This window comes from Acinetobacter sp. YH18001 (assembly GCF_013416975.1).
GTDB classification, from domain to species: domain Bacteria; phylum Pseudomonadota; class Gammaproteobacteria; order Pseudomonadales; family Moraxellaceae; genus Acinetobacter; species Acinetobacter pseudolwoffii.
Genome location: NZ_VPEU01000003.1, coordinates 25,880 through 40,453, shown reverse-complemented (window position 1 = coordinate 40,453; position 14,574 = coordinate 25,880). Strand labels below are relative to the sequence as shown.

At 42.7% G+C, this 14,574-nt stretch carries 15 protein-coding genes and 1 pseudogene; 4 read left to right on the top strand and 12 right to left on the bottom strand.

What is annotated here, in order from left to right:
* A complete protein-coding gene (locus FTV48_RS01850) occupies positions 1 to 2,412 on the top strand; it encodes a CSLREA domain-containing protein (RefSeq protein WP_179999219.1) in 2,412 nt (803 codons plus the stop codon).
* A gap of 333 nt (positions 2,413 to 2,745) precedes the next feature.
* Here the strand turns inward: FTV48_RS01850 and FTV48_RS01845 are convergent, their stop codons facing one another.
* The 5 genes from FTV48_RS01845 to FTV48_RS01825 form a co-directional block, all read right to left on the bottom strand.
* Positions 2,746 to 3,159: a DUF3106 domain-containing protein gene (locus FTV48_RS01845; protein ID WP_005097618.1), complete on the bottom strand. Its 414-nt coding sequence runs from the start codon at positions 3,157 to 3,159 to the stop codon at positions 2,746 to 2,748.
* Positions 3,149 to 3,466 (bottom strand): hypothetical protein, encoded by a 318-nt coding sequence (locus FTV48_RS01840; protein ID WP_005097616.1) that lies wholly within the window; start codon positions 3,464 to 3,466, stop codon positions 3,149 to 3,151. Before FTV48_RS01840 ends, FTV48_RS01845 begins: the two co-directional genes overlap by 11 nt.
* Positions 3,463 to 4,077, bottom strand: a complete 615-nt coding sequence (locus FTV48_RS01835) for an RNA polymerase sigma factor (protein ID WP_005097615.1) — start codon at positions 4,075 to 4,077, stop codon at positions 3,463 to 3,465. The genes FTV48_RS01840 and FTV48_RS01835 overlap by 4 nt, the downstream gene beginning before the upstream one ends.
* 167 nt (positions 4,078 to 4,244) lie before the next feature.
* On the bottom strand, positions 4,245 to 5,021 hold the full coding sequence (locus tag FTV48_RS01830) for an RNA methyltransferase (RefSeq protein ID WP_005097613.1): 777 nt from the start codon (positions 5,019 to 5,021) through the stop codon (positions 4,245 to 4,247).
* 52 nt (positions 5,022 to 5,073) lie between these two features.
* On the bottom strand, positions 5,074 to 6,048 hold the full coding sequence (locus tag FTV48_RS01825; protein WP_005097611.1) for a class 1 fructose-bisphosphatase: 975 nt from the start codon (positions 6,046 to 6,048) through the stop codon (positions 5,074 to 5,076).
* Between the two features lie 181 nt (positions 6,049 to 6,229).
* Between FTV48_RS01825 and FTV48_RS01820 the strand changes: the two genes are divergently transcribed.
* On the top strand, positions 6,230 to 6,415 hold the full coding sequence (locus tag FTV48_RS01820) for an NF038105 family protein (RefSeq protein WP_004645674.1): 186 nt from the start codon (positions 6,230 to 6,232) through the stop codon (positions 6,413 to 6,415).
* A gap of 79 nt (positions 6,416 to 6,494) precedes the next feature.
* Here the strand turns inward: FTV48_RS01820 and pal are convergent, their stop codons facing one another.
* From pal to FTV48_RS01785, 7 genes are all read right to left on the bottom strand, one after another.
* The gene (pal, locus tag FTV48_RS01815; protein WP_004279115.1) at positions 6,495 to 7,067 is read right to left on the bottom strand and encodes a peptidoglycan-associated lipoprotein Pal; all 573 of its coding nucleotides are present in this window, start codon (positions 7,065 to 7,067) and stop codon (positions 6,495 to 6,497) included.
* Between the two features lie 54 nt (positions 7,068 to 7,121).
* Complete coding sequence (gene tolB / locus FTV48_RS01810) at positions 7,122 to 8,405, bottom strand: Tol-Pal system beta propeller repeat protein TolB (RefSeq protein WP_171255748.1); 1,284 nt, start codon at positions 8,403 to 8,405, stop codon at positions 7,122 to 7,124.
* A gap of 204 nt (positions 8,406 to 8,609) precedes the next feature.
* A complete protein-coding gene (tolA, locus tag FTV48_RS01805; RefSeq protein ID WP_179999217.1) occupies positions 8,610 to 9,917 on the bottom strand; it encodes a cell envelope integrity protein TolA in 1,308 nt (435 codons plus the stop codon).
* Between the two features lie 3 nt (positions 9,918 to 9,920).
* Positions 9,921 to 10,370 carry a protein TolR gene (gene tolR, locus FTV48_RS01800; RefSeq protein WP_005170046.1) on the bottom strand — a complete coding sequence of 150 codons (450 nt, stop codon included), beginning with the start codon at positions 10,368 to 10,370 and terminating at the stop codon, positions 9,921 to 9,923.
* Positions 10,370 to 11,068 carry a protein TolQ gene (gene tolQ, locus FTV48_RS01795; protein WP_004279111.1) on the bottom strand — a complete coding sequence of 233 codons (699 nt, stop codon included), beginning with the start codon at positions 11,066 to 11,068 and terminating at the stop codon, positions 10,370 to 10,372. Before tolQ ends, tolR begins: the two co-directional genes overlap by 1 nt.
* Before the next feature lie 26 nt (positions 11,069 to 11,094).
* Entirely contained in the window at positions 11,095 to 11,502 is a 408-nt protein-coding gene (gene ybgC / locus FTV48_RS01790; RefSeq protein ID WP_004731733.1) for a tol-pal system-associated acyl-CoA thioesterase, read from the bottom strand.
* Positions 11,503 to 11,768: 266 nt separating this feature from the next.
* Positions 11,769 to 13,112: an amidohydrolase gene (locus tag FTV48_RS01785; protein ID WP_167381270.1), complete on the bottom strand. Its 1,344-nt coding sequence runs from the start codon at positions 13,110 to 13,112 to the stop codon at positions 11,769 to 11,771.
* A gap of 249 nt (positions 13,113 to 13,361) precedes the next feature.
* Here FTV48_RS01785 and FTV48_RS01780 point away from each other — a divergent pair.
* Positions 13,362 to 13,631 (top strand): annotated as a pseudogene (locus FTV48_RS01780) (acetamidase); the annotation flags it as partial.
* Between the two features lie 195 nt (positions 13,632 to 13,826).
* Positions 13,827 to 14,564: a hypothetical protein gene (locus FTV48_RS01775; protein WP_228127725.1), complete on the top strand. Its 738-nt coding sequence runs from the start codon at positions 13,827 to 13,829 to the stop codon at positions 14,562 to 14,564.
* Positions 14,565 to 14,574 lie beyond the last annotated feature (10 nt).

Below are 14,574 nucleotides of genomic sequence, written 5' to 3'. Positions count from 1 at the left end.
ATGAAAAATTATAAAAAAGGACTGCTTGCGGCCATGATTTTATCTGCCATGAGTTTGATGGCAGCCGAAGATAAAACCATCTATGTCACCACTTTGGTGGATGAAGACGGAGAGAACAGTAATGCCTGCTCTTTGCGAGAAGCGATTAAAACTGCAAAACTAGATAAATCCTATGGTGGATGTAACGTCGGCCGTACGCTTCGGCTGGATGGTTCAGCCCCAGACGTGATTCAGCTTGAAGCGGGTGAATACAAATTAGACAGCGAACTTGTCATTGAGTCCGCGCTCAAAATTTATGGAAAAACGCCCTTTAGTTATACCAGTCGTAGTCCGATTACGAATTTATACCCAACCCGTGATGCTTTAAAAACCACGATTTCAGGTCAGGGAAAAACCCGTCTCTTTAACAGTATGGCCAGTCAATCCAGTCTGGAAGTCTATCATCTCATCTTAAAAGATGGTTATGCGGCAAAAAATACACAGGATAAGGGCAATGGCGGTACCTTTTATGTCGCGGGCCCCTTAAGCATTAATAGCAGTGAAATCGTAAATTCCCGGGCAGATGCAGAAGGGGGTGCTATTTATACGGTGGCGATGAATACCGAAAGGAGTGTGATCATCCAGGATTCGCTGCTTCACCAAAATAAGGCAAGTTCATATGGTAGTGTGCTGGCTATGGATTGCCAGGGGAATTTAGGGACGACTCAAACCAATGTAAAAGTTAGTTCTAGTAGTATTGTTAAAAATGGGTCAGAAAATACGGCCAGCATTCTTGATTTTTGTGGTTATGCAACCGTAGAGTTGAATAATTCTACCATTGCCAAAAATACTGCGAGTCAGACAGGGCATATTTTGCGTATGACCAATCAAGCCAATCGCCCTCTCAGTGCCTTTTCCAGTTTAACTGCCTTAAGTAATACTATTGTTGAGAATGCAGCTCAATCTACTTTATTTTATGACAAAACAGGTTCTAAATATTTCTATTTTAATGTTTTAGCATTTAATCAGGGCTTATCTTGTGAATATGTCTTAAATCAGGGGAATCCGACTAAGGAGCAAAGCGTCGTATTTACTACTGTTAAAAATGCCATACAAACCACTGGACTATCACGTTGTGTATTGCCAGAGTTAGATGCGGATGAAACTTCAAACAATCTTGACGTTTCTAACAGCACGATAAACAACTTATTAACAGCTTATATTGAGCCTGCAATTGATAACCGTTTTCTAGGCATGTATTACCCACGTGATAATGGAACAGCTACAGATTTGGTAGATGTGGGGGTAAGTGGCTGTGCTGAACAGGATCAACGTGGCATTGATCGGGTGGTGGGATCTACTCTTACCTTAAATCCAGATGCAAAAAATAGCTGTGAAATCGGTTCAATCGAAATCCGACGTCTGACCGTAGCAGATATCACAGATCTGAAAAATAGCAGCTTGGTCGATTTGAATAATTTTTATCAGGACAATATAACTGACATCAAAAGTATTATTGCAAATAAGAATACGCCAGCAGAGGAAATACCTGGTTTAAAGGAAGAGTTAAAAGAATACGAAGATTTACTTAAATATACCAAGCAATATCAGCAATACCGTGCAATTTATGTCAATCCCTTTGTGCTGGCCATGCCTCAGGAAACCTTGATGGGCAATACGGTTCAAACCAAAGTCTTGAATGCACAAAATTATGATATTAGTGTTAAGTCTTTAGGAGTAGGTGAGTTAATTGGTACCGGGAGTTCGACCAGTGTGAAGGGTGATCCGAATGACCCCAATCTTAAGTGTGAATGGAAGCCTGATCTCAACCGGATCATGATGTATCGTACCGATGGGAAAATGACCAAGGCAACAGATATGGAATTCTGTAGCTATACTCTCAAAGATAAGGCCACGGGGATCAGCAGTGCTGGAATTTTAAAAGCAGCTTTTAACAATATTGCACCGATTGCCAAGAGTGATGAATACTGGATTAGCCCAGAGAATAATCTGACAGTGACTGTGAATCCACTTGAAAATGATAGTGATGATGGTGATGGGCCTCTACCTTCAGGAAAGTCGGCTTTTTATCAGGATAAAGAGGGAAAAGAGATTCCAATTCGTATTGTGAAGATTCCTGCCGGAGTTTCTCTTAATGCAGAGCGACAAGGCCCTTGTCCTGATACTTATCAGCGCGAGACCTGCTATGGTGGAAAACTGACATTTAGTGTGAGAAATAACTTAAGCCAGGCAGATTACAGCATGCAGTATACGATTTTTGATGCAGATGAAAAAATGTCTGAAACAGCAACGATCCTGCTACGAAATACGGTAAAAAATACCAATACGTCATCAAGTGGCGGTGGCTCATTCGGAATTTGGGGACTATTCGGATTATTGGGGCTGGTCGCTTATCGCCGTCTAAGAAAATAAAACCTAATTGGAAAATTCAAAAGCCTCCATTTGGAAGAATGCTGATCAGTTAAGGAGTTTAGCAATAGACGCTTTAACTTTTTAGTGGTTCACGATGGAGTCTTAAGGTTTTAAATCAAATATTTGTCATATCATTTGTGACTTTGGTTTTGCTCAAATGAGAAGCGGAGTTTCACAAGGAAGGCATCTTGCGGAGCAATACACCTCATGCATCCAACAGTTGCGGATGACTTTTCCACCTGGCAAATATTATCATGAATTTAAAAAAGAAAATGCCAGTCAATTGTTTAACTGACTGGCATTATCCATTTGGAGGCTTTTTATATGGGTCGCTTAATGCGAGCTAGAGGGTGGTTGAGTCGTTTGCTGGTATTTGAGAATGTACTCTTCCCGAATGGCAAGTCGTTCTTCAGGTTTGGCATTTTGCATGCGTAAGCCAAGTTCTCGACGTTCCTGACTGCTCATCATTTGCCAAGTCTCACGCATTCTTTGTTTTTCAACCTCAGGAAGCTGGGTAAACCAGTCCATACGCTGCTGTAAGCTGACGCTCTGCTGTTCTGGAATTTCCTTGAGGGACTGATAGCGTTTAATAAGTGCCAACTGTTCGGAATCAGAAAGACTATCCCAGGTATCGGAAACCTGAGTATTTGCATCTTTAGAAAAGATCCAAAAACGTTCAAATCCTGCAAAACTGGTTTGCAGAAAACTGAATGCACAAAAAGCAATTGCCAATCTTTTAGCTGCCATGTGGAACTTTGTCCTCACCTAGAACCATTAGCATTTCTAAATCTTCAAGCATTTGTGGGGACAGTTTCGGTACTGACACCATTTGGGTTTGCGGCTCATTGTGGCTAGAAATATTGGGTAATACTACAACACCTGCAATTGCTGCTGCCAAGGCAAAACCTGACATTTTTAAAAATGCAAAACGTGAATGTTTAGAATCCTGAATTTCTTCAAGAACATGGTGCATGACAACAGGTTTGTGTTTATGTTGTTGTGCCAGTCCATCGAGTTTGGAAGTTACTTGTTTTAAGAAATCATCTTGATTCATTCGGATGACCCTCCCAGATATGGATTTAAATGTGCCAAAGAGGTACGTAAGCCTTGAATAGCACGGTGATAATGAGTTTTTACACTGCCTTCTGAGCAGTCCATAATTTGTGCGGTGGTATGCGTATCAAATCCTTCCCAAGCTCTCAGCATAAATGCCTGCTGCTGACGTACAGGTAGTTTGGCAATGGCTTCCTGGATTTCTTCAGCTGTCACTGCCTGATCCAGAAAGTCCAAAGGCGTCGGTGTAGCTTCGTCCACGATATCCTCAAGTTCAATTTCGTCATCATCCAGACTGACTTTCTTAAAAAATGAAAACATCTGACCACGCCGTGCTTCTTTACGACGCCAATCCTGTAATTTGTTGTTCAGAATTGTATAAAATAGGGGATACCATTCTTCAGTACTTTTTTCCGCATAGGATTTATGTAAGGAAATGAAAGCTTCCTGAACCAGATCCATGGCAATACCATGATGACCTTGAGTTGCACTTTCCATCATCACCAAGGCGCGTCCAGTCACATCTTGCATAAAATTCTTCAGACGTGCTTCAGCCGTACTCTTCAGAATACTTACATCGTGTGATTGCAACTGTTTTGGTGCTAAATCCATAGAGATGGAAAATCCTGTCATTGGACACCCACCATGATTCCCAAGTTCATAATCATATAACGTTGGGAATTATGGTTTGGTTGACAATTAAGTTTATTATTTTTGTAGTGTAATCTATTTTATAAACGGACAGGGCCGAATTAAAACACTGTAACCTAAATCCCTAATTAGATACGTTGACGTACCATTTCAAAGAAACAGATCGATCCTGCAATCGCAACATTTAAGGATTCCTGACCACCCGGCTGCGGAATACTGACAGCTTCTGCGTGTTGCATTGCATAATCAGAAACGCCTTGACCTTCATTGCCCAAGATCCATACGCAAGGTTTACCTAAATCTTTTGAGTACAGACTTTCGGCACGATGTGAGCTGGTGACGTATACAGGAATTTGAAATTGCTCAAGAATTTGTTCAAGTGCAATATTTTCAAAAGTTTGCAGCGTGAAGTGCGCACCCATACCGGCACGTAATACTCGTGGTGACCAAAGTGAGGCAGAACCTTTGGTGCAGACAATCTGTTCAATACCGGCTGCTGCTGCAGAGCGAAGCAGGGTACCAACATTACCCGGATCCTGTACATTTTCCAGAATTAAAGTGTCGGCTTTAAAATCCAGTGCATAATTTGCTGTCGGTAAAGTGACCACAGCTAAACAGGCTAAAGACGTTCCTAAGGTGCTTAAATCTTTGTATAAAGATTCGCTTAAAACAAAGACCATCCCTGTGTATTTTGCGAGAATTTTCTCGAAATCAGGATGGGAAAGTGCATGTTCAGTGGTAAAAATCGAATCAATTTTACGGTTTTCATGCAGCCAGGCGAGAGACAGATGCGTGCCTTCCAGCACAGTTTGCCCCTGTTTTTTACGATAGGTGTTTTGTTCAATCAAACCACGTAAGTGTTTAATTTTTGGATTGTCTTTTGAATCAAGAAAAAAAGTTGGCATGGGAGATATAATCCACGGTAGCCGATTCCATATCGGCTACCGCTATAAAAAATTAGTTATGATAGCTGGTCACAAGATCAACTTCGTTTTTAGAACCGATAATCACTGGCACACGTTGATGTAGATCGGTTGGTTCGATCTCCAGAATACGGACACGGCCTGTGGTGGATGCGCCGCCAGCCTGCTCCATGAGCATACTCATTGGGTTGGCTTCATACATTAAACGCAGACGACCAGCTTTAGCCGGATCTTTAAAGTCGTATGGATACATGAAGATACCGCTACGACAAAGAATACGGTGAATATCGCCCACCATACAGGCAACCCAGCGCATATTGAAATCTTTTTCACGAGGACCGGTTTTGCCTGCTAACAATTCATCGATATAACGTTGTACTGGTGCTTCCCAGTGGCGTTGATTCGAGGCATTGATCGCATATTCTTTGGTATCTGCAGCGACTTGAATCGCTTCAGAAGTTAGCAGGAATTCTTGAGTTTCCGGGTCAAAGGTAAAGAACACTACGCCTGCACCGACAGTCAATGCCATCATGGTCGATGGACCATACAGTACATAACCTGCAGCCACTTGATTGACACCGGCTTGCATAAAGTCTTCGGCCTGAGTCACGGCATTTTTCGCAGGAAGAATCGAGAAAATCGTACCGACACACATATTGATGTCGATATTACTTGAACCATCGAGTGGATCGAACAAGACCAGAAATTGACCATTTTCTTGTGCAGGGGTGAATTCATCCAGTTCTTCTGAGGCCAAACCACCGACATTCGGGTGTTGCTGTAAAGCATCAATCAGATAATCATTGGAAATGACATCCAGTTTCTTTTGCTCTTCGCCTTGAACATTTTCATGCTGTGCACTTCCCAATACACCCGCTAAAGCACCTTTTTGCAGCAACAGATCGATGTCCTTGCAAGTGTTTGCAATCGTTTCAATAACTTGTGCAAGTTCAGGTGTGAGATTCCCGCTTTGTTGCTGTAAAAACTGGGATAGGGTGCGGTATGACATAAGGGAAAACTCCAAGACTTAAATCGGGAAAAAATGATCAAAACGATATGCGGCTATATTTTAGATGAGAACGTACTAAAAGAAAAATTAAACTGGATTATTTGTATCGATTTTGCCCTTGCAACTCCTGCGGAAAGTGCTATGTTGAAGACAAAGGAAAATTGAGAATAGGAGCACAGATATGACAACATTGAAGTTTGATGCGACTCCAACGCCAAGCGAAGGCATTACTTTAGATGATATCTCTGAAGACAAGATGAAAGAAGCCTGGCGGGATTATGAAGCAAAACCAGAGTACAAACAATTCAATAAACATGACCTGATCGAATCGATGCATCCGGCTGAACAGGATCAGCTTCCAAAGTAGACCGTTTCTTTCATTGAAGCCAATAAAAAGCACTCATGATTGAGTGCTTTTTATTTGATGAAACCATCATGAATGAAAATTATTTCAACAATGGTGGTACCGCCTCATAATTAATTTCTACACGGCGGTTTTCTTTCCAGGCATTTTCGTCATGGCCTGCATTGATTGGCATTTCCTTACCATAGCTGACTGCTTCCAATTGACCAGGATTAACACCAGTCGTCACCAGGAAACTTTCAACTGCTTTGGCACGACGTTCGCCAAGCGCCATGTTGTATTCACGGGTACCGCGTTCATCTGTATGACCAGTTAAGGCTACACGTGAATTGGCATTGGCCATCAGGAACTGCGCATGGGCTTGCAATGTATTTAGATCTTCATTGCTGAGTTCAGTACTGTCATAGTCAAAATGCACCACGCGTTTTGCCAAGAATGCTTTATTTTCTGCAGTAACGCCTTTTGCCGAAGCGCCTGCCATGTTTTGTGCATTCAGTGCTGCATCTTCACTCAAGCCTTGAGTATTCACAGTTGTTGTACCAGTCGTATCTAAACCGCCCGTTTGAACTTCAGCGGCAGGCTTACGGCTCGCACAACCTGTCATAACAACAGCTGCTGCTAAAAGTGGCAAGGCAAATAATTTTACTTTGTTCATCTTCATCTCCATGAAGTTTGATTATGGGGTAAAGGGTTTATCAATATAAAAATGTTATTTTGGTGCCCAAGCCGGTTCACGGACTTCGCCCGTTTCACTTGGCAAGTTCATACGGAAACGACCATCTAGTGACATGATCGACAGAAGTCCGCGCGCGCCTTCACGTGTGGCATACACCACCATCTGGCCATTTGGCGAGAAACTTGGTGATTCGTCTAGAGTTGTTGGCGTCAGAATATTATTTACACCAGAGTTCATGTCTTGAACGGCAACCCGATAGTTACTGCCGCTTGGACGATGAACCAATGCAAGTTTCTTGCCATCTGCGCTCAGCGTACCACGTGCATTAAATGCACCACGGAAGGTCAGACGTTTATTGCTACTTGAAGCGAGATCATGGCGATAAATCTGTGGAGATCCACCACGATCAGAAGTAAAGATAAAGGATTTTCCATCTGGAGCATAACGTGCTTCGGTATCGATCGCACTGTCATTGGTCATACGTTGTAATTGACGTGTTTCCAGATTCATCTGATAGATTTCCGGATTGCCATGCATGGATGCAGTAAACAGCATGCTCTTGCCATCTGGAGAGAAACTTGGTGCGCCATTTAAGCCACGGAAACTGGCCAGTTTTTCGCGTTGTCCTGTGGCCAGATCCTGTACATAAATTGCCGGACGTTTGGTTTCAAACGAGACATAAGCAATTTTTTTGGCATCCGGTGTCCAGGCTGGAGAAAGAATCGGATCACGCGAAGTCAAAATTGTTTTTGGCTGTTCGCCATCGGTATCAGCAATTTGCAAGGTATAACGTTGTTCTGGTGTTGCTGGATTACGCAGTACATAAGCAATACGTCCAGTAAAATCACCTGGAATGCCAGTTAATGCCTGATAGATGGCATCACTGATCATATGCGCTGCCTGACGGGTACGTGAGGCTGGAACAGTTAGTAATTCATTTAATAGATATTGTTTTTTTTCGATATCGTATAACTGATACTGGATTTCAAAAGAACCATCCGCTGTGGTTTTTGATGAACCGGTCACGACATAGGGAACGCCAGCGGATGCCCAAGCTTCTGCATTCGGGTTATTTAATGTGGCAGTCGCAGGCAGGTTTTTTGAAGCACTGGTAAATCTGCCTGAACGATTCAAGTCATTTTCAACAATAGGATAGATGCTCTGATCCTGACTGAATGGCACAATGGCGATTTTAGGTGCTGCCTCAGGTGCCTTGGTAATTTCCAGATGCAACTGGGCATAGGACTGAGTTGCCAAGACAGGACTTAAAGCGCCAATGATTGCGAGGCAGAGTAGGTGTTTGCGAGTCTTTTCCATCATTCGTTATTTACTCAAATCAACGGATTTATTGTATAGGTAGCTTGGGCTACATCATCGCATGGATTTAATAGAATAAAACCAGGATTTTATGACCAAACTGTTATGACACTGTGAAAAATGAATATTATTTAATCATATTAAAGTGAAGTTTAGCTGAAAAAATCAAAGCCATCACCTCAATAATGTGTGATGGCTTGGTTTTTATTGTGCAGTAAAGGTTGATGTAAAACTTCGTGCTTCTCGGCGTGCATCTGGATCTGAAGGCATCGGATACGGCGCAGCAGCCCGCACCGCAGCTTCGACACTGGCTTTCATGTCTGCATCACTTGAGTTCACGATGACAGAAACCACACCGCCATTGTCATTCAAGGTCACACGAGCAGTAGCGCGCTGACCTGACGATCCCACTGGGGTATCCCAAGCACGTTTAATTTTATTTTCGAAATCACGTTTTGCAGTAGACGCAATCCGTTTTGATTCTGCTTTTTTCTGAGCAGCTTCTTCAGCGGCCTGTTTGGCTGCTGAAGCCTTGGCATCTGCCTCTGCTTTGGCTTTTGCATCGGCATCTGCCTTACGTTTTGCATCCGCGTCTGCTTTTGCCTTTGCAGCAGCATCGTTTTTGGCTTTTGCATCGGCATCCGCCTTACGTTTTGCATCCGCCTCAGCTTTTGCTTTAGCTGTCGCGTCTGCTTTTGCCTTTGCAGCAGCATCGTTTTTGGCTTTTGCATCGGCATCCGCCTTACGTTTTGCATCCGCCTCAGCTTTAGCTGTCGCCTCTGCTTTGGCTTTTGCATCCGCATCAGCTTTACGTTTCGCCTCCGCATCTGCCTTACGTTTTGCATCCGCGTCAGTTTTTGCTTTAGCTGCCGCCTCAGCTTTCGCCTTTGCAGCAGCATCTGCCTTGGCTTTCGCAGCGGCATCGGCTTTTTGTTTGGCGGCCAAATCCGCTTTTTTCTGAGCATCTAATTTGGCTTTCTGTGCAGCGTCCGCTTTACGCTGTGCATCGATTTCAGCCTTACGAGCAGCTTCGGCATCTGCCTTGGATTTTTGTGCTGCCTCCGCTTTTGCTCTGGCTGCTGCCTGTTTCGCCTGTTCGGCAGCTTCGGCACGTTTCGCTGCTTCAGCAGCTTGTTGTACAGCCTTGGCTTGCGCTACCTCTTTGAGTTCCTGCTGGGCTTTTTGTGTATCCACTTTCGGTGCAGGCGGAGCAGCAGGTGTGGCAGGCGCCGCTGTCGGAATGACTGGCGCAGGCTCAGGACTAGGTTCAGCTGTTTGAGTAATTTCTTCTGCGACATTTTCATGTGCAGTTTCCTCAAACGGCGTTTCTTCTCGGGTGACCGGTTTGAGGTCCTCAGGTTTGATCAGGACCGTTTTAATCTGCTTCGGCGGTTCAGGTGGTTTACTCATGCCAAGATAAAGTAAACCCACCAAAGCCACGGCATGGATTCCTAAGGTGAATCCAATCGCGATGGCTTTTTTCTGAAATGGTGGCTTTTTATAATCTTTCATACATTATTCTAATGGCTGGGTCAGTAAACCGACCTGAGATAAACCGGCATCCTGCAGGCTGGACATCAAGGCCATGACATCGCCATAAGGACGGGTATTGTGGCCATTGATCACGACATTCAGCACTTTATTGTCATTTTGTGCCTGTGTTTGCGCTTCAACAAGGGCAGCAGTCAATTCATCCAGCGTGACTGGGCCAGTGGCCTGATTTTTATGTTCTAAATAATATGAACCATCTTCTTTCAGGGTGACAATGGTCGGTGCATCTTTAGATTCAATCGGTAGCCCATTGGCCTGAGGTAGGTCGACCTTGATGCCACTGGTGATCATGGGTGCAGTGACCATAAAGATCACCAGAAGCACCAGCATCACATCAATATAAGGTACGACATTCATGTCACTTTTCAGTGGCTTTTTAATACGCTGAAAGCGTCCTGAACCTTGAATCGCCATTAGTCTTTGTCCTGAGTTATGCCCACGGACTGACGTTGTAGCAGTGCCACCATTTCTTCGGCAAACAGGGCACGATCAGAGTAAACGGTTTCACCTTTGGCCGTGAAATGGTTAAAGGCCAACACTGCTGGAATAGCTGCGAACAGGCCAATGGCAGTTGCAATCAGGGCTTCAGCAATACCAGGTGCAACCGTCGCCAGCGTCACCTGATCGACATCTGCCAGGCCAATAAAAGCGTTCATGATGCCCCAGACGGTACCGAACAGACCAACATAAGGTGCAACCGAACCAATACTGGCCAAAGCACCGAGTCCTTGCTCCAGATGACCTTGATCACGGCTCAGGCCGACACGCAGAATACGCTCTGTTCCTTCAATGGACTGGGCAGTCGGTGCATGGCGTTTTTTCAGTTTCAGGAACTCACCCAGACCCTGATAGAAAATATCTTCAAGGCCAGTGCGTTTAGAGTTGAGCTGGGCATTGTTATACAGGGTATTCAGTTCAGCGCCAGACCAGAAGATTTTCTGGAAATGTTCATCATCGGCCTGGGCTTTTTTATAACTCATATAGAGTCTGGCAATCAGATACCAGCTATATATTGAGGCTAACAGAAGAGAAAGCATCACCAGTTGTACGACAGGGCTTGCTTGTAAAATAAGATCTGAAACTTGAAGAGATGATTCTAACTGAGTCGCCATAGTTGTTACGTGTGCCAATAAATTTTTTAGTCTTGTTCCAATTCTTTTTGAATTAGTTCGCGTATTTCATCCGGGAGTCGACGTGGTCGCATCTCTGCACTGATACATGCCAACTCAACCTCACCCGATGCAAGCATGATTTCACCACGATAAATATTTTGTTGCAATACAAATGATGAAGCTTTACATGAAATCACACGTGCAGTAACAGTAATTAAATCATCCATCAGGATCGGGCGCATATATTTGACATTAATTTTGTGTACCACAAAATTATATTCTGCCTGTTGCCAGTAATGACTGACTCCGGCAGCACGCAACCATTCGGTACGGGTACGTTCCATATAGCGAATGTGGTTAGCATGGTAGACAATACCACCTAGATCAGTATCTTCAATATATACGCGGATATTGAATTCAAAATGATTCGCCATAGTTTTGTTCCATGCAGATGTTCGAAATTTTTGCTTGTTTTTTGGAGAGAGGAAAATCCTTGAATTTGCCGGATTCCTGTCCAAAGTCAAGCAATTTAGCGGAACAAAGTTTAGCATTTTGAGTTTTGAGACCAATGGCACAAGATGTCAAATCTGGCTAGAAATAGTCAAGAGGAAGCGCAGAGCACCTGATAGCTCATTTATAAAACAGCAGAAGATGATGAAATGCGCGAGCTCATCAACTCGCGCATTTTTATAGCAGGCAATTAACCTTTATTGTTCTGTTTCCAGTTGGCCTGAACCTGTTCAGCCACTTTTGGATAATCTAGAATAAAGCGCACATGACTTTCGACACCGGTTTTTAAGGTCGCATCATCGACAATGAAGTTCGGATTATGGTTTGGCGCGGCTTTAGCCGGATCTTGATCGGCCGGCGTGGCACCGACAAAGACAAACAGGGATGGCATGAGCTGGCCATAGTAAGCAAAGTCTTCACTCGCACTGGCATTATTATCCAAGACATGCAATTTATCTTCACCATGGACTTTGGCCAGGGTCGGTTGCATCAGCTTGGTCAAAGTTTTGTCATTGGTGGTGACCGGGGCATAAGGCGCAATTTCGACTTTCACCTTGACATCGTTGGCTGCTGCATTGTGTTCTAGCATCTTCGGTAAGTCTTTTAAAATGCCTTGACGAACGTCTTCACTATTGGAGCGAATAGTCCCGACCATATTGACCTGATCTGGAATCACGTTACCGGTGGTACCACCCTGAATGCTACCAATACTGACCACGCCCATTCCTTTGGTCAGATCCGCTTTACGGCTGATCAAACTTTGCAGATTGGTGACCATCTGGGCAGAGGCATAAATTGGATCTTTTCCTGCCCAAGGCATCGAACCATGAACCTGACTTCCATTGACCTGGATGCGTAAATGATCGGCACTGTTTAAAATGGCACCATCTTTGTAGAAGATATTGCCACTTGGCATACCGGCCATGACATGCATACCGAAAATGACTTCAGGTTTTGGATTTTTCAGGGCGCCGTCCGCAATCATTTTACGCGAACCAATCTGATCGCCTTGGGTAAAGTTATCAATATCTGCACCACCTTCTTCGGCTGGCTGGAACACAAATACCACCGTTCCTGCAATTTTATCTTTGTTGGCGGCCAGAACTTTGGCTGCACCCAGTAACATGGCGGTATGCGCATCATGACCACAGGCATGCATCACATAAGATTCTTTGCCCTGATAAATGGCTTTTTGTTTGCTGGCGAATGATACCGGTGCAGTTTCCTTAATTGGTAATGCATCCATATCTGCACGCAATGCCATGACCGGGCCGGGTTTACCACCTTTTAGTACACCGATCACACCCGTTTTGGCATAACCTTTTCGTACTTCAATCCCATAGGATTTTAATTCTTTTTGAACCAGTTCCGAGGTTTTAAATTCCATATTCCCCAGCTCAGGATATTGATGAATATGCTGGCGTAATTTTATGGTGTGCGCTTCAGCCGTTTGTACAGAATCATCAATCCAGTCGGCCAGACTGAGTTGGCTACAGAAAAGAAGAGGAAGACAAAGGGAAATCTGCTTATACATATTCATACTTGGGGAGAACCTTAAGAATTTTAAATGGTTAAAGTGATTCTCTAGGATTGCATATTGATTTAAATTTGACCAAAACTCTCTAAGTATTATGATAATACCTTTAAGGTATATTGCTTGTTAGACCTTGTTCTAAAAGAGCTTTATGAATACTTTTACATTGTAAAATTATGTACCCTTATTTATTTTCTATATGCTAAAGGTATCAAAATTATCAATAAGACAAAATAAAAACAAATATCAAAAATAGATCAGGACAAGATTCCGCGACAATCATTAACGCAACCTTTGGGCGAAAATGATGAGTTGTGGATTACTCTAGGTTTAGATGAAGACTTAGACGAAGCCATGCGTAAATCGACACGCGAAGCAATCCGTTTTTTGGTCAATGAATACGGAATTTCAGAAGAAATTGCTTATGCATATTTAAGTGCTGCAACGGATTTTAAAGTATCGCAAGTGGTAGATAAAACCAAAGGTATTCACGCGATGATTCGTAAAGCGGACTTTTAGGAGTTTAAGAAAAAAGAGAAGTAATTTTTTTATTTAGTTTTTTGTTTTGTGCTTTTGCCAACTGATTTAGACATGTCAGTTGGCTTTTTCTTTTGTAATGGTTTGAAAATTTTTAGAATATCAATAATAAAAATTTATTGAAATGAAATGGGGAAATTGTGGCAGAGCAGAATAATAATGCAGTGATGATTTCAATTGCCATGGACAGTGCCACAGCAGCCTTTTGATCAAACGGCAAGTGTTGTAGAGAATCCAAATAGAAAGATGGAGCTTGATCTCAATCATTCGACAGATACGACAGCAATTTCATCATTTACTTTATCTGTCATTATTGCGCTTATTTTAGGTAGTTTCGCAACTTGGCTTGCTTATTGGTATGGACGTAAGAGTTTTCAACTCACAGAACTATCTTTTAAAGTAGTAAGTGAAGATATTAAAGAAGCAGCAGAATCTCATAGAAATATGACTAAACAACTTATAGAAAGTCAAGAAAATTTAAAAAGAGTTGAATTACAAGAAGAATTTTATAGAGGTTGGAAACTTAAGTTAATAGACGATCTTGCTGTATTGAAACCATTAGTGCATAAATACATTACATTGTTAGGCTCTGTAGCTTTAGTACTAAATGATGTGAAAGACTGGTTCAAAAATAATGAATACGAAGATATGCGTTCAGAATTAAAGAGTTTAGAAGATGATATATTCCCTTTAATAGCTCGTATTAGTACTCATTTAAAAATGTTCGTAGAGGAAGATCATGAATTAGTATCTGAATGGGACGAATTTGAGCGTTATCTCACTCAGCTACAAATCATGTGTATTACCGCGGTAATTGATAAAGAAGGTATTGCTGATAGTTTCAAAGCTCTAAACATTGTAGTAGATTCTCTTATTCAAAATTTGAAATCTATATTCAATAAAAAAGCAGCCTAAGCTGCTTTTT

Excerpts from the sequence above, each read along its gene's own strand:
- FTV48_RS01850 (WP_179999219.1), top strand. The coding sequence starts at position 1 with ATGAAAAATTATAAAAAAGGACTGCTTGCGGCCATGATTTTATCTGCC.
- tolR (WP_005170046.1), bottom strand. The coding sequence starts at position 10,370 with ATGGCGATTCAAGGTTCAGGACGCTTTCAGCGTATTAAAAAGCCACTG.
- pal (WP_004279115.1), bottom strand. The coding sequence starts at position 7,067 with ATGAACAAAGTAAAATTATTTGCCTTGCCACTTTTAGCAGCAGCTGTT.
- tolB (WP_171255748.1), bottom strand. The coding sequence starts at position 8,405 with ATGGAAAAGACTCGCAAACACCTACTCTGCCTCGCAATCATTGGCGCT.
- FTV48_RS01820 (WP_004645674.1), top strand. The coding sequence starts at position 6,230 with ATGACAACATTGAAGTTTGATGCGACTCCAACGCCAAGCGAAGGCATT.
- FTV48_RS01785 (WP_167381270.1), bottom strand. The coding sequence starts at position 13,112 with ATGTATAAGCAGATTTCCCTTTGTCTTCCTCTTCTTTTCTGTAGCCAA.
- FTV48_RS01845 (WP_005097618.1), bottom strand. The coding sequence starts at position 3,159 with ATGGCAGCTAAAAGATTGGCAATTGCTTTTTGTGCATTCAGTTTTCTG.
- ybgC (WP_004731733.1), bottom strand. The coding sequence starts at position 11,502 with ATGGCGAATCATTTTGAATTCAATATCCGCGTATATATTGAAGATACT.
- FTV48_RS01840 (WP_005097616.1), bottom strand. The coding sequence starts at position 3,466 with ATGAATCAAGATGATTTCTTAAAACAAGTAACTTCCAAACTCGATGGA.
- FTV48_RS01835 (WP_005097615.1), bottom strand. The coding sequence starts at position 4,077 with ATGGATTTAGCACCAAAACAGTTGCAATCACACGATGTAAGTATTCTG.
- tolQ (WP_004279111.1), bottom strand. The coding sequence starts at position 11,068 with ATGGCGACTCAGTTAGAATCATCTCTTCAAGTTTCAGATCTTATTTTA.
- FTV48_RS01825 (WP_005097611.1), bottom strand. The coding sequence starts at position 6,048 with ATGTCATACCGCACCCTATCCCAGTTTTTACAGCAACAAAGCGGGAAT.
- tolA (WP_179999217.1), bottom strand. The coding sequence starts at position 9,917 with ATGAAAGATTATAAAAAGCCACCATTTCAGAAAAAAGCCATCGCGATT.
- FTV48_RS01830 (WP_005097613.1), bottom strand. The coding sequence starts at position 5,021 with ATGCCAACTTTTTTTCTTGATTCAAAAGACAATCCAAAAATTAAACAC.